General features: G+C 71.0%; 26 protein-coding genes. 12 read left to right on the forward strand and 14 right to left on the reverse strand.

The genetic code is table 11. From position 1 onward, the window contains the following. The first annotated feature begins 149 nt into the window (after positions 1–149). Positions 150–2,318 carry an RNA polymerase recycling motor ATPase HelR gene (gene helR / locus ACZ7DE_RS20405; RefSeq protein ID WP_470763121.1) on the forward strand — a complete coding sequence of 723 codons (2,169 nt, stop codon included), beginning with the start codon at positions 150–152 and terminating at the stop codon, positions 2,316–2,318. A 100-nt stretch (positions 2,319–2,418) separates the two neighbouring features. Here helR and dapD read toward each other — a convergent pair whose 3' ends face one another. Beyond that, positions 2,419–3,408: a 2,3,4,5-tetrahydropyridine-2,6-dicarboxylate N-succinyltransferase gene (gene dapD / locus ACZ7DE_RS20410; RefSeq protein WP_470763123.1), complete on the reverse strand. Its 990-nt coding sequence runs from the start codon at positions 3,406–3,408 to the stop codon at positions 2,419–2,421. 188 nt (positions 3,409–3,596) lie between these two features. Between dapD and ACZ7DE_RS20415 the strand changes: the two genes are divergently transcribed. Further along, positions 3,597–4,559, forward strand: a complete 963-nt coding sequence (locus tag ACZ7DE_RS20415; RefSeq protein ID WP_470763125.1) for a winged helix-turn-helix transcriptional regulator — start codon at positions 3,597–3,599, stop codon at positions 4,557–4,559. Here ACZ7DE_RS20415 and ACZ7DE_RS20420 read toward each other — a convergent pair. Next, entirely contained in the window at positions 4,450–5,085 is a 636-nt protein-coding gene (locus ACZ7DE_RS20420; RefSeq protein WP_470763127.1) for a TetR/AcrR family transcriptional regulator, read from the reverse strand. The two genes, ACZ7DE_RS20415 and ACZ7DE_RS20420, sit on opposite strands and share 110 nt — an antisense overlap. Further along, entirely contained in the window at positions 5,085–5,405 is a 321-nt protein-coding gene (locus tag ACZ7DE_RS20425; protein WP_470763129.1) for a DMT family transporter, read from the reverse strand. Before ACZ7DE_RS20425 ends, ACZ7DE_RS20420 begins: the two co-directional genes overlap by 1 nt. Before the next feature lie 183 nt (positions 5,406–5,588). Between ACZ7DE_RS20425 and ACZ7DE_RS20430 the strand changes: the two genes are divergently transcribed. Continuing rightward, positions 5,589–6,407, forward strand: coding sequence for an AbfB domain-containing protein (locus tag ACZ7DE_RS20430; protein ID WP_470763131.1), 819 nt, complete (start codon positions 5,589–5,591; stop codon positions 6,405–6,407). Positions 6,408–6,493: 86 nt separating this feature from the next. Here the strand turns inward: ACZ7DE_RS20430 and ACZ7DE_RS20435 are convergent, their stop codons facing one another. From ACZ7DE_RS20435 to ACZ7DE_RS20470, 8 genes are read right to left on the reverse strand one after another with little or no spacing between them, the layout of a single operon-like run. Next, positions 6,494–6,826 (reverse strand): metal-sulfur cluster assembly factor, encoded by a 333-nt coding sequence (locus ACZ7DE_RS20435; RefSeq protein WP_030677253.1) that lies wholly within the window; start codon positions 6,824–6,826, stop codon positions 6,494–6,496. Further along, complete coding sequence (sufU, locus tag ACZ7DE_RS20440) at positions 6,823–7,290, reverse strand: Fe-S cluster assembly sulfur transfer protein SufU (RefSeq protein WP_470763611.1); 468 nt, start codon at positions 7,288–7,290, stop codon at positions 6,823–6,825. The genes ACZ7DE_RS20435 and sufU overlap by 4 nt, the downstream gene beginning before the upstream one ends. A 19-nt stretch (positions 7,291–7,309) precedes the next feature. Next, a complete protein-coding gene (locus tag ACZ7DE_RS20445) occupies positions 7,310–8,566 on the reverse strand; it encodes a cysteine desulfurase (RefSeq protein ID WP_470763133.1) in 1,257 nt (418 codons plus the stop codon). After that, a complete protein-coding gene (sufC, locus tag ACZ7DE_RS20450; RefSeq protein ID WP_470763135.1) occupies positions 8,563–9,327 on the reverse strand; it encodes a Fe-S cluster assembly ATPase SufC in 765 nt (254 codons plus the stop codon). Before sufC ends, ACZ7DE_RS20445 begins: the two co-directional genes overlap by 4 nt. Positions 9,328–9,334: 7 nt before the next feature. Beyond that, positions 9,335–9,652, reverse strand: a complete 318-nt coding sequence (locus ACZ7DE_RS20455) for a non-heme iron oxygenase ferredoxin subunit (protein ID WP_470763137.1) — start codon at positions 9,650–9,652, stop codon at positions 9,335–9,337. Further along, positions 9,652–10,833 (reverse strand): Fe-S cluster assembly protein SufD, encoded by a 1,182-nt coding sequence (gene sufD / locus ACZ7DE_RS20460; protein WP_470763139.1) that lies wholly within the window; start codon positions 10,831–10,833, stop codon positions 9,652–9,654. The genes ACZ7DE_RS20455 and sufD overlap by 1 nt, the downstream gene beginning before the upstream one ends. 59 nt (positions 10,834–10,892) lie before the next feature. Then, entirely contained in the window at positions 10,893–12,314 is a 1,422-nt protein-coding gene (gene sufB, locus ACZ7DE_RS20465; RefSeq protein ID WP_470763141.1) for a Fe-S cluster assembly protein SufB, read from the reverse strand. Then, a complete protein-coding gene (locus ACZ7DE_RS20470) occupies positions 12,311–13,054 on the reverse strand; it encodes a helix-turn-helix transcriptional regulator (protein ID WP_470763143.1) in 744 nt (247 codons plus the stop codon). Before ACZ7DE_RS20470 ends, sufB begins: the two co-directional genes overlap by 4 nt. A 183-nt stretch (positions 13,055–13,237) precedes the next feature. On the opposite strand from ACZ7DE_RS20470, the gene ACZ7DE_RS20475 reads away from it, so the two are divergent. The 4 genes from ACZ7DE_RS20475 to ACZ7DE_RS20490 are packed head-to-tail and all read left to right on the forward strand — an operon-like array spanning position 13,238 to position 16,880. Next, entirely contained in the window at positions 13,238–14,122 is an 885-nt protein-coding gene (locus ACZ7DE_RS20475) for an AAC(3) family N-acetyltransferase (protein ID WP_470763145.1), read from the forward strand. Positions 14,123–14,125: 3 nt separating this feature from the next. Next, positions 14,126–15,049 carry an ABC transporter ATP-binding protein gene (locus ACZ7DE_RS20480; protein ID WP_470763147.1) on the forward strand — a complete coding sequence of 308 codons (924 nt, stop codon included), beginning with the start codon at positions 14,126–14,128 and terminating at the stop codon, positions 15,047–15,049. Between the two features lie 50 nt (positions 15,050–15,099). Then, positions 15,100–15,816, forward strand: coding sequence for an ABC transporter permease (locus ACZ7DE_RS20485; protein WP_470763613.1), 717 nt, complete (start codon positions 15,100–15,102; stop codon positions 15,814–15,816). A gap of 53 nt (positions 15,817–15,869) precedes the next feature. Next, entirely contained in the window at positions 15,870–16,880 is a 1,011-nt protein-coding gene (locus tag ACZ7DE_RS20490; RefSeq protein ID WP_470763149.1) for a COX15/CtaA family protein, read from the forward strand. Between the two features lie 256 nt (positions 16,881–17,136). On the opposite strand, the gene ACZ7DE_RS20495 is transcribed toward ACZ7DE_RS20490, so the two are convergent. The 3 genes from ACZ7DE_RS20495 to ACZ7DE_RS20505 form a co-directional block, all read right to left on the reverse strand. Further along, a complete protein-coding gene (locus ACZ7DE_RS20495) occupies positions 17,137–18,243 on the reverse strand; it encodes an amidohydrolase family protein (protein WP_470763151.1) in 1,107 nt (368 codons plus the stop codon). 83 nt (positions 18,244–18,326) lie between these two features. After that, positions 18,327–18,683 (reverse strand): hypothetical protein, encoded by a 357-nt coding sequence (locus ACZ7DE_RS20500; RefSeq protein ID WP_470763154.1) that lies wholly within the window; start codon positions 18,681–18,683, stop codon positions 18,327–18,329. Between the two features lie 95 nt (positions 18,684–18,778). After that, the gene (locus ACZ7DE_RS20505) at positions 18,779–19,732 is read right to left on the reverse strand and encodes a heme o synthase (protein WP_470763155.1); all 954 of its coding nucleotides are present in this window, start codon (positions 19,730–19,732) and stop codon (positions 18,779–18,781) included. A 356-nt stretch (positions 19,733–20,088) separates the two neighbouring features. Between ACZ7DE_RS20505 and tkt the strand changes: the two genes are divergently transcribed. Genes tkt through pgl form a run of 5 tightly spaced genes read left to right on the forward strand, consistent with a single transcriptional unit; the run spans position 20,089 to position 26,761 of the window. Beyond that, positions 20,089–22,176, forward strand: coding sequence for a transketolase (gene tkt, locus ACZ7DE_RS20510; protein ID WP_470763157.1), 2,088 nt, complete (start codon positions 20,089–20,091; stop codon positions 22,174–22,176). Between the two features lie 33 nt (positions 22,177–22,209). Next, positions 22,210–23,328: a transaldolase gene (gene tal, locus ACZ7DE_RS20515; protein ID WP_470763159.1), complete on the forward strand. Its 1,119-nt coding sequence runs from the start codon at positions 22,210–22,212 to the stop codon at positions 23,326–23,328. Between the two features lie 3 nt (positions 23,329–23,331). After that, complete coding sequence (gene zwf / locus ACZ7DE_RS20520) at positions 23,332–24,855, forward strand: glucose-6-phosphate dehydrogenase (RefSeq protein WP_470763615.1); 1,524 nt, start codon at positions 23,332–23,334, stop codon at positions 24,853–24,855. Next, the gene (opcA, locus tag ACZ7DE_RS20525; RefSeq protein WP_470763161.1) at positions 24,852–25,982 is read left to right on the forward strand and encodes a glucose-6-phosphate dehydrogenase assembly protein OpcA; all 1,131 of its coding nucleotides are present in this window, start codon (positions 24,852–24,854) and stop codon (positions 25,980–25,982) included. Before zwf ends, opcA begins: the two co-directional genes overlap by 4 nt. Beyond that, positions 25,979–26,761 carry a 6-phosphogluconolactonase gene (gene pgl / locus ACZ7DE_RS20530; RefSeq protein ID WP_470763163.1) on the forward strand — a complete coding sequence of 261 codons (783 nt, stop codon included), beginning with the start codon at positions 25,979–25,981 and terminating at the stop codon, positions 26,759–26,761. Before opcA ends, pgl begins: the two co-directional genes overlap by 4 nt. The last annotated feature ends 14 nt before the right edge of the window (positions 26,762–26,775 follow it).

A 26,775-nucleotide genomic window follows, 5' to 3' on the forward strand; every position in this document is an offset into this window, starting at 1 on the left:
TGATGGCGCACAATCTCCGACCTAGGCCATGACCTGGCGAATTTCCCAGGCGCGCGAACACGCGAACACCGCGAGACGACGAGAATGTGCGGACCCCGGCGGCACGAACCCACCGTGGTCCCGACCGATCTCACATCGGAGCTGATGACGTGACCCCCCTGACCACCGGGGCCTTCGACCTTCCCGACCGCCTCTCCCACAAGGCCGACCCGAACCTGATCGCCGGCGACGAGCAGCACTTCGCGGCCGTCGCGGAGTGCCTGGAGCAGTCGATCGCCGAGGTGTCCGACCGTCTCGACGCCGAGCGCAGGGCGCCCGGGGGCATGGGCCGGGGGGCGATGGACCGCGACGCGGAGATCCACCGGCTGACCGCTCGCCTGCGCACCCTGCGCCGCTTCGGTCTGGACCTGTGCCTCGGGCACATGGTCGGCGCGGACGACGGACAGCCCGTGTACGTCGGACGGCTCGGGCTCACCGACAGCACGGGACGGCGGCTGCTGCTCGACTGGCGCTCCCCCGCGGCCGAGCCGTTCTTCGGAGCAACCCACGCCAACCCGATGGGCCTGGCCAGCCGCCGCAGGTACCGCTGGACCCGTGGCCGGATCAGCGACTACTGGGACGAGGTGTTCACCGCGGACGGGTTCGCCGGGCACGCGGCACTCGACGACCAGTCCGCCTTCATCGCCAGTCTGGGCGGCAACCGCTCGGCCCGGATGCGGGACGTGCTCGGCACCATCCAGGCCGACCAGGACGCCGTCATCCGGGCGAGCTCCCGCGGCGCGCTCGTCGTCGACGGAGGTCCCGGCACGGGCAAGACCGTGGTCGCCCTGCACCGGTCCGCCTACCTCCTCTACTCCGACCCGCGCCTCGGTCACCGCCGGGGAGGTGTGCTGTTCGTCGGGCCGCACCGGCCCTACCTGGCCTATGTCGCCGACGTCCTGCCCAGCCTCGGCGAGGAGGGCGTGCAGACGTGCACCCTGCGGGACCTCGTCGCCGAGGGAGCCGAGGCGGCTGCCGAGGCCGACCCGGAGGTGGCCCGTCTGAAGTCGTCCGCGGACCTGGTGAGGGCGATCGAGAGGGCCGTCGCCTTCTACGAGGAGCCGCCCCCCAAGGGGATGACGGTCACGACCCACTGGTCCGACGTCCGGCTGAGCGCCGACGACTGGGCCGTGGCGTTCGAGGCCGCGGACCCCGGCACCCCGCACAACGAGGCGCGTGAGCAGGTCTGGGAGGAACTGCTCACGATCCTGATGGACAAGCACGACGGCGACGCCCCGCCCGCCCTGCTGCGCAAGTCGCTGCTGCAGAACCGGGAGCTGGCGACGGCCTTCAACCGCGCGTGGCCGCTGCTCGAGGCGGCCGACCTCGTCGGCGACCTGTGGACGGTGCCCGCCTACCTGCGGATGTGCGCTCCCTGGCTCGGGCCCGACGACGTGGCGCGGCTTCAGCGCGCGCAGGCCCAGGCCTGGACGGTGTCCGATCTGCCGCTCCTGGACGCGGCGCGGCAACGGCTCGGCGACCCGGCGGCGGCCCGACGCACCCGCCGGCACAAGGCCGCCATCGCCGCCCAGCGCGAGCGTATGGACCAGGTCGTCGACAACCTGATCCGGGCGGTGGCCGACTCCGGCGCCGACGGCGACGACGGCGAGGGCCTGGTGACGATGCTGAGCGGCGAGGACGCCAAGGTCAGCCTGGTCGACGACGCCGAACTGCCCACCGTCGACCCGGACCTGCTGGCCGGCCCGTTCGCGCACATCGTCGTCGACGAGGCGCAGGAACTGACCGACGCCGAGTGGCAGATGCTGCTGCTGCGCTGCCCCTCCCGCAGCTTCACCATCGTCGGGGACCGAGCCCAGGCCAGGCACGGGTTCACAGAGTCGTGGCAGGAGCGGCTCGGACGCGTCGGCCTCGACCGGATCGGCCTGGCCTCGCTGAGCATCAACTACCGGACGCCGCGGGAGATCATGGCGGAGGCCGAGCCGGTCATCCGGGCCGCGCTCCCTGACGCCAACGTGCCGACCTCGATCCGCAGCGGCGGCTCCCCCGTCGTGCGCGGGTCCGTCACGCAGCTGCACTCGATCCTCGACGCGTGGCTCGCCGCCCACGCCGACGGGATCGCCTGCGTCATCGGCGATCCCACGTTCCGCGCGACGCCCCGCGTCCGGTCGCTGACACCCGAGCTGTCGAAGGGACTCGAGTTCGACCTGGTCGTCCTCGTCGACCCGCAGAAGTTCGGCGAGGGCATCGAAGGAGCGGTCGACCACTACGTCGCCATGACCCGGGCGACCCAGCGACTGGTGATCCTGACAACCCCCTGACCCCACCGCCCCGGAACGCGGAGTGCCCTCTCCCCCAAGGGCGAAAGGGCACTCCGCGCAACGGACGACGCCTCGCGCGGTCGTCTCAGCTGTGGTCGTCTCAGTTGTGGCTGTGCAGGATCTCGTTCAGGCCGCCCCATACCGCGTTGTTCGGGCGGGCCTCGACCGCGCCGGTGACCGAGTTGCGGCGGAAGAGGATGTTGGAGGCCCCGGAGAGTTCGCGGGCCTTGACGATCTGGCCGTCGGGCATGGTGACCCGGGTGCCCGCGGTGACGTACAGGCCGGCCTCGACGACGCACTCGTCGCCGAGGGCGATGCCGACGCCCGCCTCGGCGCCGATGAGGCAGCGCTCTCCGATGGAGATGATCACGTTGCCGCCGCCGGACAGCGTGCCCATCGTGGACGCGCCGCCGCCGATGTCCGAGCCGTCGCCGACGATGACGCCCGCGGAGATGCGGCCCTCGACCATCGACGTGCCGAGCGTGCCGGCGTTGAAGTTGACGAAGCCCTCGTGCATGACCGTGGTGCCCTCGGCGAGGTGCGCGCCGAGGCGGACCCGGTCGGCGTCGGCGATACGGACGCCCTTGGGGGCGACGTAGTCCGTCATGCGGGGGAACTTGTCGATGGAGGTGACCTGGAGGTGCAGGCCCTCGGCGCGGGCGTTCAGCCGGACCTTCTCGACGTCGTCGACGGCGACCGGGCCGAGCGAGGTCCAGGCGACGTTGGCGAGGTGGCCGAACATGCCGTCCAGGCTCTGCCCGTGCGGCTTCACGAGCCGGTGGGAGAGCAGGTGCAGGCGCAGGTAGACGTCGTGCGCGTCGAGCGGCTTGTCGTCCAGGGAGGCGATGACCGTACGGACCGCGACCACCTCGACGCCGCGGCGGGCGTCCGGGCCGATCGCCTTGGCCGCGCCCTCGCCGAGCAGCTCCACGGCCTTCTCGGCCGACAGGCGCTCGGTGCCGGACGGGCCGGGCTGCGCGAGGAGCCCGGGCGCGGGGAACCAGGTGTCGAGAACAGTGCCGTCGGCGGCGATCGTGGCGAGGCCGCAGGCCGCGGCGCCGGTGGTGCGAGGAGCAGTCGTGTCGGTCATGACGGCAACCTAACCGGCGCGGGCCCGCAGAGGCCAACCCGCACAGCGGTGTCTCAGGTGGCGGGCCGGGGAATGGGGCCGACCTCGTGAGTTCCCCCTGGGAACCAACTGTGTCAGCATGACGGTCCCGGTCGGTGAGGTGACGAGCCGGACGGGGCGGAGGGAGCTGACCGGAGAGGGAGCGGGGCATGGCGCGCAGGACGAGCCTGGAGGACTCCGGCTGTGCCATCGCGCAGGCCCTGGACGTGGTGGGTGACTGGTGGACCCTGCTGATCGTCCGGGACGCCGCGCGCGGCGTGCACCGCTTCGACGAGCTGCAGCGTGAACTCGGCCTGTCCCGGAAGGTGTTGACCGAGCGGCTGCGCCTTCTCGTGGAGGCGGAGGTGCTCGCCCGGGTGCCGTACCAGGAGCGGCCGGTGCGCCACGAGTACCGCCTCACCCCGCGCGGCCGCGCCCTGCTGCCCGTGCTGGTCGCCCTCCAGGACTGGGGCGACGCCTGGGTCCTGGGCGACGGAACCACCACGGCCACGGCCCAGGAGGCGTCCCTGGAGGCCGGACGGGTGCACGCCCTGGTCGGCACGCGGGTGCCCGAGCTGCTGCTGGTGGACGATCGGGGCGCGGTGCGCGATCCGGTCGCCGGCGACACCCGCTGCACCGTCCTCTACTGCTTCCCCGGCGCCTATGCCCGCGCCGAGGCGTATCCCCCGGAATGGTCCGACATCCCGGGCGCCCCGGGTTGCACGCTGGAGTCCCGCGCCTACCGCGACCGGCTGGCCGGATTCCGTGCGGCCGGGGCGTCGGTGCACGGGGTGTCCACCCAACGACCTGACGAGCAGCGGGCGTTCGCGGAAGCCGAACGGCTCGGTCTGCCCCTGCTGTCCGACGCCGACCTGACGCTGGTCAGCGCCTTGCGGCTGCCGACGTTCCGTGCGGCCGGGGCCAGCCGGCTGAAGCGGCTGACGCTGGTCGTCGACCGGGCACGGGTCGTACGGCATGTGCAGTATCCGGTCACGGACGTGGCGGGGAGCGTCGAGGAGGCGCTCAGCGTCGTCCGAGGCCTCGACGCGGCGGCGGGCCCGGCGGAACGTCCGCACGGACGACCCCATCCGCAGCCACCGCCGGGTCCGCAGCCGGGGGAGCCAGGGGCATGAGCCGTGCCAGTGCCTGCCGCGCGTACTCCTCGTCGTAGGGCACGCCCGTCAGCAGCACCTGCAGACAGATCCCGTCCATCAGCGCGACCAGCGCGCGTGCGGTGAGCGGATCCGTGCGCCGGGCGAGCAGGGCGGCGACGTCCTCGGCCCACTCGGCGGCGACGGGGCGCAGCGCGGGGCGGCGCAGCGCGGCGAGGTAGAGCTCGTACTCCAGCTCGACCCCGGTGCGGTCGCCGGCCAGCCACTCGCCGAGCAGTCCGGCCAGTTCGGCGGCCAGGTCGGCGCCCGTGTCCGCCAGTCCGCCGCGTGCCGCGACCACCTTGGCGAAGCCCTCGTTGGCCTGCCGCAGGGCGGCGGTCATCAACTCGTCGAGGGTGGCGAAGTGGTAGGTGGTGGAGCCCAGCGGCACGTCCGCCTCGGCCGCGACCGAGCGATGACTCAGTCCCGCCAGGCCCTTGGCCCCGACGACGCGGATCGCCGCGTCGATGATCCGCTGGCGCCGTTCGGGGTCGTGGCGGCGGGGCATCAGTGCGCACCCCCGAGGTTCAGCACGACCACTCCCCCGACGATCAGCAGGATGCCGGCGACCTTGGCGAGAGTCAGGGACTCCCCGAACAGGGCCAGCCCTATCAGGGCGATGGCGGCGGTGCCGGCCCCGGACCAGATCGCGTACGCCGTGCCGATCCCGACGGTCTTCAGGGTCCGGGCGAGGAGAAGGAAGGAGACGACGTAGCCGGCGGCCGTCAGCAGTGAGGGCCAGAACCTGCTGAAGCCGTCGCTGTACTTCATCGCGGTCGTCGCGGCCACCTCGGCGGCGATGGCGCCGGCGAGCGTCAGGTATCCCATGTGTACGAGCGTACACAACGATGCGTACGGTCGTACACATCAGGCGCAGATTCGAAAGCGTTATGGAAAGCGCTCGCCCAAACGGATGAACGCGAGCCACCCGTTCCACTACTGTTTCACCGTTCACACACCGGGCCATCGCAGCCGCGGCCGCCGTCAGGGGCGCCGCTGGAGGAACAGCGCATGCCAGAAAACAAGTCCCGGCCGTCTCAGGAAGAACCCTGGGAGAACGGCTGGGCCCCGGACAGCTCCCGGGCCCCCGGAACACGACGCCTGTGGTTGGCCGGCGGTCTCGCCGTGGCCACCATCGTGGCCTGCGTGACCGCGATCGCCTTGAACGACAGGCCTGCTGACGAGAAGTCGGATGCTCGTCAGGGGCAGACGCTGTCGGACGACGAGACGGAGGGCGGCGGCCTGATCTCCTTCGCCACGCCCTCCGCGAGCGCGTCGGCGACGCCCATCGGCCACAAGAGCGCGTCCGCCTCACCGTCGTCCTCGCCCACGCCGCAGGCCAGTTCGTCGCCGGGCGCGTCGACCTCCCCCTCCGCGTCGCCGACGAAGAAGCCGGCCGAGCCGAAGCCGACGAGCTACCGGCGGTCGGTCCAGGCGGTCAACTACCCCGACCGCTACTGGCATGTGAGCGGCGGTCTGGTGAAGCTCGACGCGCCGCGCGGCTCGGAGTCGCGCGCGGACTCCACCTTCGAGGTGGTCAAGGGGCTGTCCGACGGCTCCTGTTACTCGTTCAGGACGGCCGACGGGTCGTACCTGCGTCACCGCAACTTCGTGCTTCGCGCGGAAGGCAACGACGGCTCGTCCCTGTTCTCGCAGGACGCCACGTTCTGCGCGTCGCCGTCCTCAGCGGACACCGTGATGTTCCGGTCGGTGAACTACCCCGACCGCGCCCTGCGCCACGAGAACTTCCAACTGCGCCTGGACCAGTACGGCTACAACTCGGGCAACCGCCAGGACTTCTCGTTCCGCGTCGTCGACGGCCTCGGCTGAGCGCAGTCGGCGCCGCACACAGATGATGCGGGTACAGACAGGTGTGGCCCCCCGGCAGTTGCCGGGGGGCCACACCTGTCAGGTCCTCAGACGTTGAAGCCGAGCGCGCGCAGCTGCTCGCGGCCGTCGTCCGTGATCTTGTCCGGGCCCCACGGCGGCATCCAGACCCAGTTGATGCGCAACTCGTTAACCAGGCCGTCCGTTGCGGACTTCGCCTGGTCCTCGATGACGTCCGTCAGCGGGCAGGCCGCCGACGTCAGGGTCATGTCGATGGTCGCGATGTTCGCGTCGTCGACGTGGATGCCGTAGATCAGGCCGAGGTTGACGACGTCGATGCCCAGCTCGGGGTCGACGACGTCGTACAGCGCCTCGCGGAGTTCTTCCTCCGAGGCCGGCTTCATCTCAACGGTCTCGCTCATGCCGTGTTCCTTTCGGCGTCGGCTCCGCCCAGGGCCTGGGCCGTCGCGTCCTTCCACGCCATCCAGCTGAGGAGGGCGCACTTGACCCGGGCCGGGTACTTGGAGACGCCGGCGAACGCGACCGCGTCCTCCAGCACCTCCTCCATCGCGTCGTCGGGCTCGATCCTGCCCTTGGACTGCATCAGCTCCAGGAAGGTCTCCTGGATCCGCTGCGCGTCGGCCAGGTCCTTGCCGACCAGCAGGTCGTTCAGGACGGAGGCGCTCGCCTGGCTGATGGAACAGCCCTGGCCCTCGTACGAGACGTCCTCGATCTTCGTGCCGTCGTACTTCACCCGCAGGGTGATCTCGTCCCCGCACGTCGGGTTCACGTGGTGCACCTCGGCGTCGCCATCACGCAGACCACGCCCGTGCGGGTGCTTGTAGTGGTCCAGGATGACTTCCTGGTACATCGAGTCCAGCTTCATCCGCTCGCTCGCCAACCCCTCAGCCGAAGAAGTTCCGTACGTGCTCCAGACCGTCGACCAGAGCGTCGATCTCGGCCGGTGTGGAGTACAGATAGAACGACGCTCGCGTGGTCGCGGGAATTCCGTAGCGCAGGCAGACGGGCCGGGCGCAGTGGTGGCCCACCCGGACCGCGATGCCCTGCTCGTCCAGCACCTGGCCCACGTCGTGCGGGTGGATGTCGCCGAGTGTGAAGGAGATCGCCGCGCCCCGGTCCTCGGCCGTGGTCGGACCGATGATCCGCAGGTCGGGGACCTCGCCGAGCTTCTTCACCGCGTACTCGGTGAGCGCGTGCTCGTGCGCGAGGATCTTGTCCATGCCGATCGAGGACAGGTAGTCGATCGCCGCGCCGAGGCCCACGGCCTGGGCGATCGGCGGGGTGCCCGCCTCGAACTTGTGCGGGGCCGGAGCGTAGGTCGAGGAGTGCATCGACACGGTCTCGATCATCTCGCCGCCGCCGAGGAACGGCGGCAGGTCCTCGAGCAGCTCCTGGCGGCCCCAGAGCACGCCGATGCCGGTCGGGCCGCACATCTTGTGGCCGGTGAAGGCCACGAAGTCGGCCTGCAGGGCCTGTACGTCCAGCGGCATGTGCGGCGCGGCCTGCGAGGCGTCGATGCAGACGAGCGCACCGACCTCCTGCGCACGGCGCACTATCGCCTCGACCGGGTTGAGGGTCCCGAGGATGTTCGACACCAGCACGAAGGAGACGATCTTCGTCTTCTCCGTGATGATCTCGTCGATGTTCGACAGGTCGAGCCGGCCGTCGTCGGTGAGGCCGAACCACTTCAGCTTCGCGCCCGTGCGCTGCGACAGCAGCTGCCACGGCACGATGTTGGAGTGGTGCTCCATCTCCGTGATGACGATCTCGGTCTCGTGGTCCACGCGGTAGGGCTCGTCGGCCCAGCCCAGCATGTTCGCCACGAGGTTGAGCGACTCGGAGGCGTTCTTGGTGAAGATCACCTCGTCGCGGCTCGGCGCGTTGACGAACGCGGCGACCTTGTCGCGCGCGCCCTCGTACAGCGCCGTGGCCTCCTCGGCGAGCACATGCACACCGCGGTGGACGTTGGCGTTGTAGCGCTCGTAGTACTCGTTCAGGGCGTCCAGTACCTGGCGCGGCTTCTGCGAGGTCGCCGCGTTGTCCAGGTACACGAGCTTCTTACCGTCGTGGACCTGGCGGTCCAGGATGGGGAAGTCCTTGCGGATCGCCTCGACGTCGAGGAGGCCCGGCAGCTGTGTCACGCGGATACGCCACCCTTCGTGTATGCCTCGTAGCCCTCGTTCTCCAGCTTGTCGGCGAGCTCGGCGCCGCCGGACTCGACGATCCTGCCGGCGGAGAAGACGTGGACGAAGTCAGGCTTGATGTAGCGCAGGATGCGCGTGTAGTGCGTGATCAGCAGGGTGCCGACCTCGCCGGTCTCGCGGACGCGGTTGACGCCCTCGGAGACGACCCGCAGCGCGTCGACGTCGAGGCCGGAGTCGGTCTCGTCGAGGATCGCGATCTTCGGCTTGAGCAGCTCCAGCTGCAGGATCTCGTGGCGCTTCTTCTCACCGCCGGAGAAGCCCTCGTTGACGTTGCGCTCGGCGAAGGAGGGGTCCATGGACAACCGCTCCATGGTCTCCTTGACCTCCTTCACCCAGGTACGGAGCTTGGGGGCCTCGCCGCGGATGGCGGTGGCGGAGGTGCGCAGGAAGTTCGACACGGACACACCGGGAACCTCGACCGGGTACTGCATCGCGAGGAACAGGCCCGCGCGGGCGCGCTCGTCGACGGACATCTCGAGGACGTCCTCGCCGTCGAGGGTGACGGTGCCACCGGTGATCGTGTACTTCGGGTGACCCGCGAGCGAGTAGGCGAGAGTCGACTTGCCGGAGCCGTTGGGGCCCATGATGGCGTGCGTCTCGCCCTGCTTCACGGTCAGGTCGACACCCTTGAGGATCTCCTTCGTGGCGTTGTCGGCCTCGACGGTGACGTGCAGGTCTCGGATTTCAAGCGTTGCCATGGGGGCCTCAGGACTCCTGGGTGAGGGAGACGAGCACGTCGTCCCCTTCGATCTTTACGGGGTATACGGGGACGGGGCGCGTCGCGGGAAGGCCGGACGGTTTGCCGGTGCGCAGGTCGAACGAGGAGCCGTGCAGCCAGCACTCGATCTGGCAGTCCTCCACCTCGCCCTCGGAGAGCGAGACGTTCGCGTGGGAGCAGATGTCGTGGATGGCGAACACCTCCCCCGCGGTCCGGACGACCGAGACCGGCGTGCCGTCGAGCTCCACCCTCTTCGGGGTGTCCTCCTCCAGCTCGCTCAGTCCGCAGGCGCGTACGTAGGCCATCAGACGGTGGCCTCCAGCTCGGTCTCGATCTTCGTGAGCAGCCGCTCCTCGATGTCGTCGACGCCGATCTGCTGGACCAGCTCGGCGAAGAAGCCGCGGACCACCAGGCGACGGGCCTCGTCGGCCGGGATGCCGCGGGCCATCAGGTAGAAGAGCTGCTCGTCGTCGAAACGGCCGGTGGCGGAGGCGTGCCCGGCGCCGACGATCTCGCCGGTCTCGATCTCCAGGTTGGGCACGGAGTCGACCCGGGCGCCGTCGGTCAGCACCAGGTTGCGGTTCATCTCGTAGGTGTCCGTGCCCTCGGCCTTGGCCTCGATGAGCACGTCACCGATCCACACGGCGTGCGCGGCCTCGCCCTGGAGGGCGCCCTTGTAGGCGACGTTCGACTTGCAGTGCGGGGTGTTGTGGTCGACCAGGAGGCGGTGCTCCTGGTGCTGACCGGCGTCCGTGAAGTACAGACCGAACAGCTCGGCCTCGCCGCCGGTGCCGGCGTAGGAGACGCGCGGGTGCAGACGGACGAGGTCGCCGCCGAAGGTGACCACGAACGACTTGAAGGTCGCGTCCCGGCCGATCAGCGCGTTGTGCTGGGCCACGTGCACGGCCTTGTCGTCCCAGTCCTGGACCGAGACGACGGTCAGCTTCGCGCCGTCCCCGAGGACGTAGTCGACGTTGGCGGCGACCACGGCGTCACCGGTGTGGTCGATGACGACGACGGCCTCGGCGAAGGCGCCCAGCTCGACGACCTGGTGGCCGTAGGAGACCCCACCCTCGCCGTGCACCGCGATGCGGATCGGCTCGGTGAGCACCGTCTCCTTGGGGACGGTGACCACGCCGGCCTTCTCGAACGCGGAGTACGCCTGGGCGGCGACCCGGTCCACCGGGACGCCCGCCCTGCCGAGGCGGGGGTCGTCGCGGTCCACGAGTTCGACGATGACGCCCTCGGGCGCGTCGACGGCGACCTTCACGCCCTCGCCGGTCGCGACGGCGGTGCCGTCGTGGAGCCCGCGCAGCCGCTCCAGCGGCGTGAACCGCCACTCCTCCTCGCGGCCGTGGGGGACGGGGAAGTCCGCCACGTCGTAGGACGGGGGCGCGCTCATGCGCGTGGCGACGGTCGACTCTGCGGCCACCGCGATCTGGCCCGCGGTGGTGGAGCCCACGGGGATGTTCTGAGCCTCAGCCATGGCTGTCGGTCTGCTCTCTTCCTACGTCAGTTTCGCTAGCTGCTTGCCGGGAGACGGTCTTAACCGACCGCGCCTTCCATCTGCAGCTCGATCAGCCGGTTGAGCTCGAGGGCGTACTCCATGGGCAGTTCCTTGGCGATCGGCTCGACGAAGCCTCGCACGATCATCGCCATCGCCTCGAACTCGCTCAGACCGCGGCTCATCAGGTAGAAGAGCTGGTCCTCGGAGACCTTGGAGACGGTCGCCTCGTGGCCCATGGACACGTCGTCCTCGCGGACGTCCACGTAGGGGTACGTGTCGGAGCGGGAGATGGTGTCGACGAGCAGCGCGTCGCACAGCACGTTGGACTTGGAGCCGTGGGCGCCCTCGCCGATCTCGACGAGACCGCGGTAGGAGGTACGGCCGCCGCCGCGCGCCACGGACTTCGACACGATGTTGGACGACGTGTTCGGCGCCATGTGGACCATCTTGGAGCCGGCGTCCTGGTGCTGGCCCTCGCCCGCGAAGGCGATGGAGAGGGTCTCGCCCTTGGCGTGCTCGCCCATCAGGTAGACGGCCGGGTACTTCATCGTCACCTTGGAGCCGATGTTGCCGTCGATCCACTCCATGGTCGCGCCCTCGTACGCCACGGCGCGCTTGGTGACCAGGTTGTAGACGTTGTTCGACCAGTTCTGGATGGTCGTGTAACGGCAGCGGGCGTTCTTCTTGACGATGATCTCGACCACGGCGCTGTGCAGCGAGTCCGACTTGTAGATCGGGGCCGTACAACCCTCGACGTAGTGCACGTAGGCGCCCTCGTCGACGATGATCAGGGTCCGCTCGAACTGGCCCATGTTCTCCGTGTTGATACGGAAGTAGGCCTGGAGCGGGATCTCCACGTGCACGCCCTTCGGCACGTAGATGAAGGAGCCGCCGGACCACACCGCGGTGTTCAGCGACGCGAACTTGTTGTCGCCGACCGGGATGACGGTGCCGAAGTACTCCTTGAAGAGCTCCGGGTGCTCCTTCAGAGCGGTGTCGGTGTCGAGGAAGATGACGCCCTGCTCCTCCAGGTCCTCACGGATCTGGTGGTAGACGACCTCGGACTCGTACTGGGCCGCGACACCGGCGACGAGGCGCTGCTTCTCCGCCTCGGGGATGCCGAGCTTGTCGTACGTGTTCTTGATGTCCTCGGGCAGGTCCTCCCAGGACTCCGCCTGCTTCTCCGTGGAGCGCACGAAGTACTTGATGTTGTCGAAGTCGATGCCCGACAGGTCCGAGCCCCAGTTCGGCATGGGCTTCTTCTCGAAGAGCCGCAGGCCCTTGAGGCGGAGCTTCGTCATCCACTCCGGCTCGGACTTCTTCGCCGAGATGTCCTTGACGACGTCCTCGTTGATGCCGCGCTTCGCAGAGGCGCCGGCCGTGTCGGAGTCGGCCCAGCCGTATTCGTACTTGCCCAGGCCCTCGAGTTCGGGGTGGGCAGTCTCCGTGGGGAGCGTCATGCGGGGTTCCTCCCGGCCGTGCTTGCGGATGCGTTGTGGGTGGCTGTGGAAACTCTGGGGATGAACGTCGTGCAGACGCCGTCGCCGTGGGCGATGGTCGCCAGTCGCTGGACGTGCGTTCCGAGCAGCTGGGAGAAGAACTCGGTCTCCGCCTCGCAGAGCTGCGGGAACTTCTCCGCGACATGGGCGACGGGGCAGTGGTGCTGGCACAGCTGCTCGCCGACCGGTGCGCTGCGCGCCGTAGCAGCGTACCCGTCCGCGCTCAGGGCCCTGGCCAGGGCTTCGGTCCGCTCCTCGGGGGCGGCGGCCTCGACGGCCTCGCGGTACGCGGCGGCCTGCTCGGCGATCCTGGCGCGCGCGAAGGCGACGACCGCCTCGTCCCCGCCGAACCGCTCCTGGATCCAGCGCAGGGCGTCCGCGGCGAGCTTGTCGTAGGACTGGTCGAAGGCGTCACGGCCGCAGTCGGTGAGGGCGAACACCTTGGCGGGGCGCCCGCGCGTGCGCGCGCCGTACACCCGCTGCTCGCGGGCCTCGACGACTTCGTCGGCGACCAGCGCGTCGAGGTGACGGCGCACGGCGGCCGGGGTGAGCCCCAGGCGTCCTGCCAGCTCGGTGACGGTCGAGGGCCCGTGGTCCAGGATGGATCGCGCGACACGGTTGCGGGTGGACCGCTCTCCGGTCGCGAGCTCCTCCTGAGGGGCCCCCGTGGGGGTCTCCCGAGCCTCGCCGACGTTTTTCACAACGCCATTGTTGCGTAATTCCTCGGAGGCAGGCAAGCCGCGCCCGGATCAGCGAACGGTGCCCTGCGTCACTTAGGCATACCTAATCTGACCTGGGGAAACGATCTCTGATCGATCAAAGCCGGAAAGCGCGGCCGACAAAACACTGGCCCGCCGGACCCCCTTCCACGACACTGCCTGACCATGCCCACACCCCCTCCCACCGGCCCACTCGTCACCCGGCACACCCTCGCCGCGGAGCTCGGCGCGCTGGGTGTCGAACCCGGAGAAATCCTCCTCGTCCACTCCTCGCTCAGCTCACTCGGCTGGGTCTGCGGAGGCGCCGCCACGGTCGTGCGGGGTCTTCTGGACGCACTCGGACCGGACGGCACGCTGGTCGTCCCGACGCAGACCGGGGACCTGTCCGATCCGGCGCTGTGGGCAGATCCGCCGGTGCCCGAGGCGTGGCAGGGGACCATCCGGGCGACCATGCCCGCCTACGACCCGCTCGTCTCCCCCTCGCTGGGGGTCGGGGTGATCCCGGAGACCGTCCGCACCTGGCCCGGCGCCCGGCGCAGCGCCCACCCCCAGACCTCCTTCGCGGCCCTCGGGGCGCGGGCGGCGGAGATCGTGGACGGGCACGCGCCGGACTGCCGGCTGGGTGAGCGGAGCCCGCTGGCGCGGCTGGAGCAGCTGGGCGCGCGGGTGCTGCTCCTGGGCGCCGGCTACGACGCCTGCACCAGCTTCCACCTGGCCGAGTACCGGATTCCCGCCCCGCTCGTGGAGGTGGGGCGGCCCGGGCCGCACGGCTGGGAGAAGGTGACCGAGGTGTCGATCGTCTCCGACCGCTTCGACGAGCTCGGCCACGACTTCGAGCGCGACCGCGACGTCGTGCGCGGCAGGGTCGGCGCGGCCGACGCCCGGCTGTTCTCCGTCGCGGACGCGGTGGCGTACGCGACCCGGTGGCTGCCCCTGCACCGGCCCCGCGAGGACGGGTTCGCCGACGCGTCCGACCGGGCCGCCCGTCGTGCACGGCCGCTTTCCCGTACCCCCCGGTCCGGGCGCCCGTCCGCGAACCTAGACTCTTGAGCCATGCGAAGCGAGCCTGTCGTCCGGGTCCAGGCCCTGGTGAAGCGGTACGGGGCGAAGACCGCGGTGAACGGCCTCGACCTGACGGCCGGGGCGGGCGTCACCGCCGTCCTCGGACCCAACGGCGCCGGCAAGACCACCACGATCGAGATCTGTGAGGGGTACCGCAGGCCGGACTCCGGCACGGTCCGCGTCCTCGGCCTCGACCCGGTGGGCCAGGCCGGCGAGCTGCGCCCCCGGATCGGCGTGATGCTGCAGTCGGGGGGCGTCTACTCCGGTGCGCGGGCCGAGGAGATGCTGCGGCACGTGGCGAAGCTGCACGCGCATCCGCTGGACGTCGACGCCCTCGTCGAGCGCCTCGGCCTCGGCTCCTGCGGCCGGACGAGCTACCGCCGGCTCTCCGGCGGCCAGCAGCAGCGTCTCGCGCTGGCGATGGCCGTCGTCGGCCGTCCGGAGCTGGTGTTCCTGGACGAGCCGACCGCCGGCCTCGACCCGCAGGCCCGCCGCGCCACCTGGGACCTCGTGCGGGACCTGCGCGCGGACGGTGTGTCGGTCATCCTGACCACCCACCACATGGACGAGGCCGAACAGCTCGCCGACGACGTCGCGATCATCGACGCGGGAGGGGTCATCGCCCAGGGCACCCCCGAGCAGCTGTGCCGCGGCGGCGCCGAGAACACCCTGCGCTTCACCGGCCGCCCCGGGCTCGACGTCGGCTCCCTGCTGAAGGCGCTGCCCGCCGACAGCTCCGCCGACGAGCTGACCCCGGGCTCCTACCGGGTGATGGGCAAGGTCGACCCGCAGTTGCTGGCGACGGTCACCTCGTGGTGCGCGCAGCACGGGGTGATGCCGGACCGCATCTCGGTGGAGCGGCACACCCTGGAGGACGTCTTTCTTGAGCTGACCGGCAAGGAGCTGCGCTCGTGACCGCCACCGGCACCTACACGCCGAACCCGGGGGCCGCCCCCCTCCCCCGCATGATCGGGGCCCAGGCGGCGCTGGAGACGAAGATGCTCCTGCGCAACGGCGAGCAGCTGCTGCTCACCGTCGTGATCCCGACCCTCCTGCTGGTCCTGTTCAGCGGGGTGGACATCGTCGACACCGGCGCGGGCGAGGCGGTGGACTTCCTCGCCCCCGGCATCCTCGCGCTCGCCGTGATGTCGACGGCCTTCACGGGGCAGGCCATCGCCACCGGATTCGAACGGCGTTACGGCGTGCTGAAGCGCCTGGCCTCCTCGCCTCTCCCGCGCTGGGCCCTGATGACGGCGAAGACGCTGTCGGTGCTCGTCACCGAGGTGTTCCAGGTGATCCTGCTCACGGCGATCGCGTTCGCGCTGGGCTGGGACCCGCACGGCAACCCGGTGGCCGTCGTGCTGCTCCTGCTCCTGGGCACGGCCGCCTTCTCCGGCCTCGGCCTGCTGATGGCGGGCACCCTGAAGGCGGAGGCGACGCTGGCCGCGGCCAACCTGGTCTTCCTGCTGCTCCTCGTGGGCGGCGGGGTGATCGTCCCCCTCGGGAAGTTCCCGTCCGCCGCGCAGGACGTGCTCGGCCTGCTGCCCATCACGGCGCTCTCCGACGGCCTGCGGGACGTGCTCCAGCACGGCGCCGGCATGCCGTGGGGCGACCTGGGGATCCTGGCCGTCTGGGCCGTCGTGGGTCTGGCGGCGGCCGGCCGGTTCTTCCGCTGGGAGTAGCGGACGGCCACAGACCGGCCCCTCGTGAAAGCGTGCACAAGCAGCCGCTTACGATGGGAGGCGTGCCAAACGTGACCCGTGCCGACGCCGTAGCCGCCGTGCGCAACCCCCTCGCCTTCATCGCCGAACGCTGGACCCCGTCCTCCCGGACGGTTCAGCGGGCCGCCCTGTTCGCGCTCGTGATGTCCGTGGTCATCGTGGTCACCGGCGGCGCCGTCCGGCTGACGGGCTCCGGCCTGGGCTGCCCGACGTGGCCCAAGTGCACGGACGACTCGCTCACCGCGACCGGCGAGATGGGCATCCACGGCGCCATCGAGTTCGGCAACCGCATGCTGACCTACGTGCTCTGCGCGGCCGTCGGCTGGGCGATCATCGCCGCGCGGTCCCAGAAGCCGTACCGCCGCAGCCTGACCCGACTGGGCTGGGCGCAGTTCTGGCTGGTCATGAGCAACGCCGTGCTCGGCGGGATCGTCGTGCTGGTCGGTCTCAACCCCTACACGGTCGCGGCGCACTTCCTGGCCGCCTCGGCGCTGATCGCCGTCGCCGCGCTGATGTGGCAGCGCTCCCGGGAGGGCGACGGCGAGCCCCGCGCGCTGGTCGGCAAGCCCGTGCGGCAGCTGGTGTGGTTCCTGGTCCTCGCCTCGGCGCTGCTGATCGCCGTCGGCACGGTGGTCACCGGCGCGGGCCCGCACGCGGGCGACTCCAGCGAGGTCGAGCGGATGCCGCTGGACTGGGAGACGGTGGCCAAGCTGCACGCCGTCCTCGCCTGGATCGTGGTGACGCTGACCTTCGCCCTGTGGTTCATCCTCAAGGCGGTGGACGCGCCGAAGAGCCCGCTGGACCGCACCCGGGACCTGTTCCTGGTGCTGCTCGCCCAGGGCGTCATCGGTTACGTCCAGTACTTCACCGACCTGCCCGAGCTCCTGGTCGGCCTGCACATGCTCGGCTCGGCGCTGGTGTGGATCGCGGTCCTGCGCGTGCCGCTGGCGCTGCGCGAACGGGACGGGACGACGATCGGCCTGCCGAACCCGGCGTCCGAGGCGACCGTCGGCACGCGCGCCTGAGTCGCGCGTCGTCACCGGCTCCTCGAGCGCAGGGGGCCCGGGCAGGCCCGTGCGGGCTCGCCCCGCCAGGGCGGCTGATACCGACGGCACACAGCCGGGACACCCGCGCCGGCGATCGCCGGCGGGCCGCACGCGCGGAGCGCCGGCGGGCCGGGGCGACGGACGAGCACGAACCCGCTACGCCAAGGGCACCCGGGCGCCGGTCTGCGAGTGCTCTGCCCCACGGCACGCCTCGGGGCCGGCCCGCGCACCCGCCTCAGCCCAGCCCGTACACCCGGCGCGCGTTCCCGGCGGCGATCAGCCCCGCGACGCGCTGCGCGTCCGCCGGCGACCACGCGCCCTCGGCGACCCACGACCCCAGCACCCGTCCCAGGGCCTCCCGGAACAGCCTCGCCCCGACCACGTGCAGTTCGGGCAGCCCCCGCGCCCCGCTGGAGAAGAGGATCTTGCCGAAGGGGGCCAGCTCCAGGATCTCCGCGAGGATCGTCGCGGCGCGGGCGCCGGTCCGGACGAGGGCCGCGCCGGAGTCCGCGTAGACGTGCGGGAAGACGCCGGCGAGGTGGGCGGCGTGCCGGTGGTACGGGTAGCCGTGCAGCAGCACGAGGTCGGTGCCCAGGCCGGCGGTCGCGCGGACGAAGTCGGTGAGCAGCGCGGGGTCGGTGCGGTCGATGCGCGCTCCGGGCGCCCCGAGTCCCGCGTGCAGCTGGAGGGGCAGGCCCGAGGCGACGGCGATCCACAGCAGGTGCCGCAGCAGCACCGGGTCGCTCAGCTCGCCGCCGACCCCGCGCCCGGCCAGCCAGCGGCCGGCCGCGCCCCGCACCTCGCCCGGACCGGGCGGCTCGGGCGCGAGGGCGAGGCCGTGCCGCACGCCCGCGACGGAGGTGAAGGCCACGGCGGTCGCGGCGGCCCCGTGGACCGCCTCGGCGAGGTTGGCGAGGAAGGACTCGACGGTGCCGGAGGTGTCGGCGACCTGTTCGGCGAGGAGTTCCAGCCGCACGATCTCCCGGGCCTCGGCGGCCCCCGCGCTGGCCAGCTCGTCCGGTCCCGTCAGGTCCCCGGGCAGGCCCGTGTCGACCAGGTAGGTGGTGATGCCGCTGCCGCGCAGCAGCCTGCGGCCCGCTTCCAGTACGCCGAGTTCACGGCGCCGGGCGAGATAGCGGGCGGGTGGGGCGTGCGCTTCCAGACCGAGCAGCGGGGGGCACCAGCGGCGTACGGCGAACCCGGTCTGCGTGTCGAAGAGCGTCGTGCCCGGGGCGGGCGGGCCCTCGGTGCGGGCCAGCTGGGCCTCGAAGGTGCCGAGGCCCAGCTCCGTTCTCAGGACGCCGTGGCAGTACTGGTCCACCAAGGACGGCGTTTCGAGCATCCGGACTCCCCGGGAGATGGACCACGTCGCTTCCACGGGTCCTAACGGGTGAACCGGGTGTCAGGTGTTGCGTGAGAGGGCGATCAGCCGTTCTTCGGTCCGCCGACCTGGATGCCCGCCATCCGGGTCCACTCGTACGGGCCCGTGCGCACCTTCGCCGCGAACTCGCCGTCGAAGGACTCGTGGGCGGTCACCCCGGCCTTCTGCACGGCCTGCTCGGCCACCGCGACCGAGGGCGCCACGAGGTCGCCCCAGCCGCCGTCCTCGCCGACGAGGACGATGCGGGCGCCGCGCTCGCCGATGTACGCGATCTGGCTCTCGGCCCCGCCGTGCGCCTTGGAGAAGGCGCTGATCTGCTTGGCCAGCCGCGCCGCCCTGCGCTCCGCCTTCGCGGCCCGCTTGGCGTCGGCCGCCTCGTCAACCTGCTTGGTGTCTGCCATGGCCAGGATGCTACCGACGGGTAGATCGAACGGCGACGGCCGGGGTGCGTGGCCTTGACCACGCGCCCCGGCCGTTCAGCCGTGCGGAGGGGGGCTCAGCGCAGGAAGGGATCCACCGCGACGGCCACGAACAGCAGCGACACGTAGGTGATGGACCAGTGGAACAGCCGCATCTCCTTCAGCTTCCCGCCCGTGACCTCCGCCCTGGCCCGGCTCTGCAGCGCGTGCGCCTCCCACAGCCACCAGCCGCCGGCCACGAGCGCGACCGCGGTGTAGAACCAGCCGGTGTAGCCCAGCGGCTGCAGGAGCAGCGAGACGGCGACCATCACCCAGCTGTACAGGACGATCTGCTTGGCGACGGTCTTGTTGGAGGCGACGACCGGCAGCATCGGCACGCCCACGCGCGCGTAGTCGTCCTTGACCTTCATCGACAGCGGCCAGTAGTGCGGCGGCGTCCAGAAGAACATGACGAGGAAGAGGACGACCGGGGCCCAGGAGAGGGAGTTCGTGACCGAGGACCAGCCGATCAGCACCGGCATGCAGCCCGCGATGCCGCCCCACACGATGTTCTGCGAGGTACGGCGCTTGAGGATCATCGTGTAGACGACGACGTAGAAGAGGAGCGCGCCGAGGGCGAGCCACGCCGACAGCCAGTTGACGGTCAGACCGAACAGGAGAGTGGACACCACCGCGAGGGTGACGCCGAAGGCGAGACATTCACGCGGGCTGACCATCCCGGTGACCAGCGGCCGCTGCGAGGTGCGGTCCATCAGCGCGTCGATGTCGCGGTCGATGTACATGTTCAGCGCGTTCGCTCCGCCCGCGGACAGATAGCCGCCGAGGCAGGTCAGGAGCACCAGGCCGAGGTCCGGAACGCCCTGCTGCGCCAGGAACATCACCGGAACGGTGGTGATCAGCAGCAGCTCGATGATCCGTGGCTTGGTCAGCGCCACGAACGCCTTGACCCGGGCCCCGACCGGCCGCCGGCTCGGGCTCTGGCTCGCCCCGACAATCCCCACTGGACGGGATTCAACGGCCGTCACGCACACCCCTGACAGAGACTCCCAGCAAGCCCGCGGGTGTGAACTCCCCGTAAAGGCTCGCGCGTACCACGCCACTGTAGACGTTGCCCATACCCCGATATTCGCGGGGGTCCGCTCGTGTTGGCGGACGCCTCCGGAAGAGCCGGGGGTCACTCTGTTGAGCACTCGTACGAGCGGCTGCGTATTCACATGCCGAACCAGGAAACCCGCCGGTCGGGAGGCGCACCCCGAACACGCCCGGCACTCTGGAATGACTCGAAAAAATGCACGTTCTCACGGGGGTAGGCTCGACAACGGCCGGTGGGCGCCGCGTGCACCGGCATTCGACATGCGTGACATGTGGAGAGGAGCCCTGACCCAGGGTGAGCACCAAGCCGACCACCACAGACCTCGAGTGGACCGAGTTGGACCAGCGGGCCGTCGACACCGCCCGCGTCCTGGCCGCCGATGCCGTACAGAAGGTCGGCAACGGCCATCCCGGTACGGCGATGAGCCTGGCGCCTGCCGCCTACACCCTCTTCCAGAAGGTGATGCGGCACGACCCGGCGGACGCCGACTGGGTCGGCCGCGACCGCTTCGTGCTGTCCGCGGGCCACTCGTCCCTGACCCTCTACACCCAGCTGTACCTGGCCGGGTTCGGCCTCGAGCTGGACGACCTGAAGGCGTTCCGCACCTGGGGCTCGAAGACCCCGGGCCACCCGGAGTACGGCCACACCACGGGCGTCGAGACGACCACCGGCCCGCTGGGCCAGGGCGTCGCCAACGCCGTGGGCATGGCGATGGCGGCCCGCTACGAGCGCGGACTGTTCGACCCGGAGGCCCCGCAGGGCGAGTCACCCTTCGACCACTTCGTCTACGCGATCGCCGGTGACGGCTGCCTGCAGGAGGGCATCTCCGCGGAGGCGTCCTCGCTGGCCGGCCACCAGAAGCTGGGCAACCTGATCCTGCTGTGGGACGACAACCACATCTCGATCGAGGGCGACACCGAGACAGCCGTCTCCGAGGACACCGTCAAGCGCTACGAGGCCTACGGCTGGCACGTGCAGCGGGTGGCCCCGAAGCCGGACGGCGACCTGGACCCGCAGGCCCTCTACGACGCCATCGAGGCCGCGAAGCAGGTGACGGACAAGCCGTCCTTCATCGCGATGCGCTCGATCATCGCCTGGCCCGCGCCCAACGCGCAGAACACCGAGGCCGCGCACGGCTCGGCGCTCGGCGACGACGAGGTCGCGGCCACCAAGCGCGTCCTGGGCTTCGACCCGGACAAGACGTTCGAGGTCGCGGGCGACGTCATCGCCCACACCCGGCGCGCCCTGGAGCGCGGCCAGGCCTCCCGCGCCGTGTGGGAGAAGTCCTTCCAGCAGTGGCGCGACAACAACCCCGACCGCGCCGCCGAGTACGACCGCATCGCCGCGGGCGAGCTGCCGGCCGGCTGGGAGGAGAAGCTCCCGGTCTTCGAGCCCGGCAAGGGCGTCGCCACCCGGGCCGCGTCCGGCAAGGTGCTCCAGGCGCTCGGCGCGGTCATCCCCGAGCTGTGGGGCGGCTCCGCCGACCTGGCCGGCTCCAACAACACGACGATCGACAAGACGTCGTCGTTCCTGCCCGAGGGCAACCCGCTGCCCGAGGCGAGCCCGTACGGCCGCACCGTGCACTTCGGCATCCGCGAGCACTCCATGGCCGCGGAGATGAACGGCATCGCCCTGCACGGCAACACCCGCATCTACGGCGGCACGTTCCTCGTGTTCTCCGACTACATGCGCAACGCCGTCCGGCTGTCCGCCCTGATGCACGTGCCGGTGACGTACGTGTGGACGCACGACTCCATCGGACTCGGCGAGGACGGCCCCACCCACCAGCCCGTCGAGCACCTCGCGTCGCTGCGCGCGATCCCGGGCCTGAACATCGTCCGCCCCGCCGACGCCAACGAGACCACGATCGCCTGGCGCGAGATCCTCAAGCGCTGGACCAAGGTCTTCGGCAAGGGCGCCCCGCACGGGCTCGTCCTCACCCGCCAGGGCGTGCCGACGTACGAGCCCAACGAGGACGCCGCCAAGGGCGGGTACGTCCTGTTCGAGGCCTCGACGGGGACGCCCGAGGTGATCCTCCTCGCGACCGGCTCCGAGGTGCACGTCGCCGCCGAGGCCCGCGAGCGGCTGGAGGCCGACGGGGTGCCCACCCGGGTCGTGTCCATGCCGTCCGTGGAGTGGTTCGAGGAGCAGGACCAGGGGTACCGGGACAGCGTCCTGCCGCCGTCCGTCAGGGCTCGCGTCGCGGTCGAGGCGGGCATCGGTCTGACCTGGCACAAGTACGTCGGGGACGCCGGCCGCATCGTTTCCCTGGAGCACTTCGGTGCTTCCGCCGACGGCAAGGTCCTCTTCCAGGAGTACGGCTTCACTGCCGAGAACGTGGCCGCGAAGGCCCGGGAATCCATCGCCGCCGCCCAGCGCTGACGCTCACATACGACACGTAGGAGATGTAATTCCATGACAGACGCACTCAAGCGCCTCTCCGAAGAAGGCGTCGCGATCTGGCTGGACGACCTGTCGCGCAAGCGGATCACGTCCGGCAACCTCGCCGAGCTGATCGACCAGCAGCACGTCGTGGGCGTCACCACCAACCCGTCGATCTTCCAGAAGGCGATCTCGCAGGGAGACGGCTACGACCAGCAGCTGTCGGACCTCGCCGCCCGCAAGGTCACGGTCGAAGAGGCCATCCGCATGATCACGACGGCGGACGTCCGGGACGCCGCCGACATCCTGCGCCCGGTGTTCGACGCCACCGGCGGCCAGGACGGCCGGGTGTCGATCGAGGTCGACCCGCGCCTGGCGCACCACACCAAGCCGACGGTCGCCGAGGCCAAGCAGCTCGCCTGGCTGGTCGACCGCCCCAACACGCTCATCAAGATCCCGGCCACGATGGGCGGCCTGCCGGCCATCACCGAGGTCATCGGTCTGGGCATCAGCGTCAACGTCACGCTGATCTTCTCCCTGGAGCGCTACCGCCAGGTCATGGACGCCTACCTGGCCGGCCTGGAGCAGGCCAAGGAGCGCGGCCTGGACCTGTCGAAGATCCACTCCGTGGCGTCCTTCTTCGTGTCCCGCGTGGACACCGAGATCGACAAGCGGCTCGACGCGCTCGGCACCGACGAGGCCAAGGCCGCCCGCGGCAAGGCGGGCCTCGCCAACGCCCGGCTCGCCTACCAGGCGTACGAGGAGGTCTTCTCCGGTGAGCGCTGGGCCGCGCTGGAGAAGGCGGGCGCCAACAAGCAGCGTCCGCTGTGGGCCTCCACCGGTGTGAAGGACCCCGCGTACAAGGACACCCTGTACGTGGACGACCTGGTGGCGCCGAACACGGTGAACACCATGCCGGAGGCGACGCTGTTCGCCACCGAGGACCACGGGCAGATCACCGGCGACACCGTCTCCGGAACCTACGAGCAGGCCCGTGCCGAGCTCGACGCGCTCGAGAAGCTCGGCATCTCCTACGACGAGGTCGTCCAGCTGCTGGAGGACGAGGGCGTGGAGAAGTTCGAGGCGTCCTGGAACGACCTGCTCAAGTCGACCGAGGCGGAGCTGCAGCGCCTCGCCCCCTCGGAGGGCTGAACTCTGTCGAGCAGCAACCCGCTGCGTGACCCCGCAGACCGACGGCTCCCGCGTATCGCGGGGCCGTCGGGCCTGGTCATTTTCGGCGTCACGGGCGATTTGTCCCGGAAGAAGCTCATGCCCGCCGTGTACGACCTCGCCAACCGGGGGCTGCTGCCGCCGGGCTTCTCGCTGGTGGGCTTCGCGCGCCGCGAGTGGGAGCACGAGGACTTCGCGCAGGAGGTCCACGACGCGGTCAGGGAGCACGCCCGCACGCCCTTCCGCGAGGAGGTCTGGCAGCAGCTCGTCCAGGGCATGCGCTTCGTGCAGGGCACGTTCGACGACGACGACGCCTTCGAGCGGCTGCGCGCCACGATCGAGGAACTCGACAAGGCACAGGGCACGGGCGGCAACTTCGCCTTCTACCTCTCCGTTCCGCCGCGCTCCTTCCCCGTGGTCATCCAGCAGCTGAAGAAGCACGGGCTGGCCGACCAGAGCAGCGGCTCCTGGCGGCGCGCGGTGATCGAGAAGCCGTTCGGCCACGACCTCGCCTCGGCCGAGGAGCTCAACAAGGTCGTCCACGAGGTCTTCGCCCCGGACCAGGTCTTCCGCATCGACCACTACCTGGGCAAGGAGACCGTCCAGAACATCCTGGCGCTGCGCTTCGCCAACACGATGTTCGAGCCGATCTGGAACCGGTCCTTCGTGGACCATGTGCAGATCACCATGGCCGAGGACATCGGCATCGGCGGCCGGGCCGGCTACTACGACGGCATCGGCGCCGCCCGTGACGTCATCCAGAACCACCTGCTCCAGCTCATGGCCCTCACGGCCATGGAGGAGCCCTCCTCCTTCGACGCGGACGCACTGGCCGCCGAGAAGACGAAGGTGCTCGGCGCCGTCCGGCTGCCCAAGGACCTCGGCCGCGACACCGTGCGCGGTCAGTACGCGGCGGGCTGGCAGGGCGGCGAGAAGGCCGTCGGCTACCTCGAAGAGGACGGCATCGACCCCAAGTCGAAGACCGACACCTACGCGGCGATCAAGCTGGGGGTCGACAACCGCCGCTGGGCGGGGGTCCCCTTCTATCTGCGCACCGGCAAGCGGCTCGGCCGCCGGGTCACCGAGATCGCGGTCGTCTTCCAGCGGGCCCCGCACTCCCCCTTCGACTCCACGGCCACCGAGGAGCTCGGCGCGAACGCGATCGTCATCCGCGTCCAGCCGGACGAGGGCATCACGGTCCGCTTCGGATCGAAGGTGCCCGGCACCTCCATGGAGATCCGTGACGTGTCGATGGACTTCGCCTACGGCGAGTCCTTCACCGAGTCCTCGCCCGAGGCCTACGAGCGGCTGATCCTCGACGTGCTGCTGGGCGACTCGAACCTCTTCCCCCGCACGGAAGAGGTGGAGCTGTCCTGGAAGATCCTCGACCCGATCGAGGAGTACTGGGACAGGAACGGCAAGCCCGCCCAGTACCCGTCGGGCACATGGGGGCCCGTCGAGGCCGACGAGATGCTCGAGCGAGACGGACGGAGCTGGCGCCGGCCATGAAGACAGACCTCACGGACACCACTGCCAGCAAGATCAACAAGGCGCTGGTGCAGGGCCGCCGCGCGATAGGCACGCCGGCCGTCGGCATGGTGCTCACCCTCGTCGTCGTCACGGACGAGGAGAACGCCTACGACGCCCTGAAGGCCGCCAACGACGCCTCGCACGAGCACCCCTCGCGCACGCTCGTCGTCATCAAGCGCGTCTCGCGCACCTCCCGGGGCCGCACCCAGTCCCGCCTCGACGCCGAGGTACGGCTGGGCGCGGACGCCGGCAGCGGTGAGACCGTCATCCTCCGGCTCTACGGCGAGGTGTCCGACCACGCCCAGTCCGTCGTCCTGCCGCTGCTGCTGCCGGACGCGCCGGTGGTGGTCTGGTGGTCGGTGGACGCCCCGCGCGACCCGGCGGGCGACCCGCTGGGCGCCCTGGGCCAGCGCCGGGTCACCGACAGCTACGCGGCCGAGAAGCCCGTCAACGAGCTGCGGGCCCGTGCCGAGAGCTACGAGCCGGGCGACACCGACCTGGCGTGGGCCCGGATCACCCCGTGGCGCTCGATGCTGGCCGCCGCGCTCGACCAGGTCAGCTGCGAGATCGTCTCCGCCGAGGTGGCGGGCGAGGAGTCCAACCCGAGCGTCGAACTGCTCGCGATGTGGCTCGCCGACCGGCTCCATGTGCACGTCCGCCGTGCGATCTCGGCCGGTCCCGGTCTGACCCAGGTCCGGATGGAGACGACCGGCGGCCCGATCACGCTGCACCGGTCGGACGGTGCGATGGCCACGCTGGCACTGCCGGGCCAGCCGGACCGCGCGGTGGCGCTCAAGCGCCGCGAGACGTCCGAGCTGCTCGCGGAGGAGCTGCGCAGGCTCGACCCCGACGACACGTACGCGTCCGCGCTGCGGTTCGGCGTGGACCGGCTCGGCGGGATCCAGTCGGCCGCGGAGCGGGAGGCGGAGCGCGCCGAGGCCGCCTCCCAGCCCGCGCCGTCCCTCCCGGTCCGCACGGTGCCGGAGCCGGCAGCCGCTGGCCGCGCCGCCGCACCGGCCCCGTCGCCCGCCCCGTCGGGCCAGGGCGACGCCGACCGGCCCACGCCGGCGCAGATGCCCCCGGTCAGGAAAGCGGATCCGCAGTGAGCACTCCCCAGCTGGTCGTGCACCACGACAAGGAACTGATGGCGCAGGCCGCGGCGGCCCGTCTGATCACGAAGATCGTGGACGCGCAGGCCTCCCGGGGCCAGGCGTCCGTGGTCCTCACCGGCGGCCGCAACGGCAACGGTCTGCTGGCCGCGCTGGCGGCCGCGCCCGCCCGTGACGCCGTCGACTGGAGCCGCCTCGACCTGTGGTGGGGCGACGAGCGGTTCCTGCCCGAGGGCGACCCGGAGCGCAACGTCACGCAGGCCCGTGAGGCCCTGCTGGACTCCGTCCCCGTGGACCCCGAGCGCGTGCACGCCATGCCCGCGTCCGACGGTCCGCACGGCGCCGACGTGGAATCCGCCGCGGAGGCCTACGCCGAGGAGCTGGCCCGCGCGGCCGGCCCCGAGAACCACGGCGCCGTGCCCGCCTTCGACGTCCTGATGCTGGGCGTCGGCCCGGACACCCATGTGGCCTCGCTCTTCCCCGAGCTGCCGGCCGTGCGGGAGACCGAGCGCACGGTGGTCGGCGTTCACGGCGCGCCCAAGCCGCCGCCGACCCGGGTCACCCTGACCCTGCCGGCGATCCGGGCGGCCCGTGAGGTGTGGCTGCTGGCGGCCGGCGAGGACAAGGCGCAGGCCGTGGCGATCGCCCTGTCCGGTGCGGGCGAGATCCAGGCCCCGGCGGCGGGCGCGTACGGCCGGGCCCGCACGCTGTGGCTCCTGGACAACGCGGCGGCCTCCCAGCTGCCGCGCGCGCTGTACCCGCCGGCGTCCCCGTGAGCGAGGGGCGGCGG

The sequence above is a fragment of the Streptomyces sp. NPDC037083 genome, from assembly GCF_055606485.1.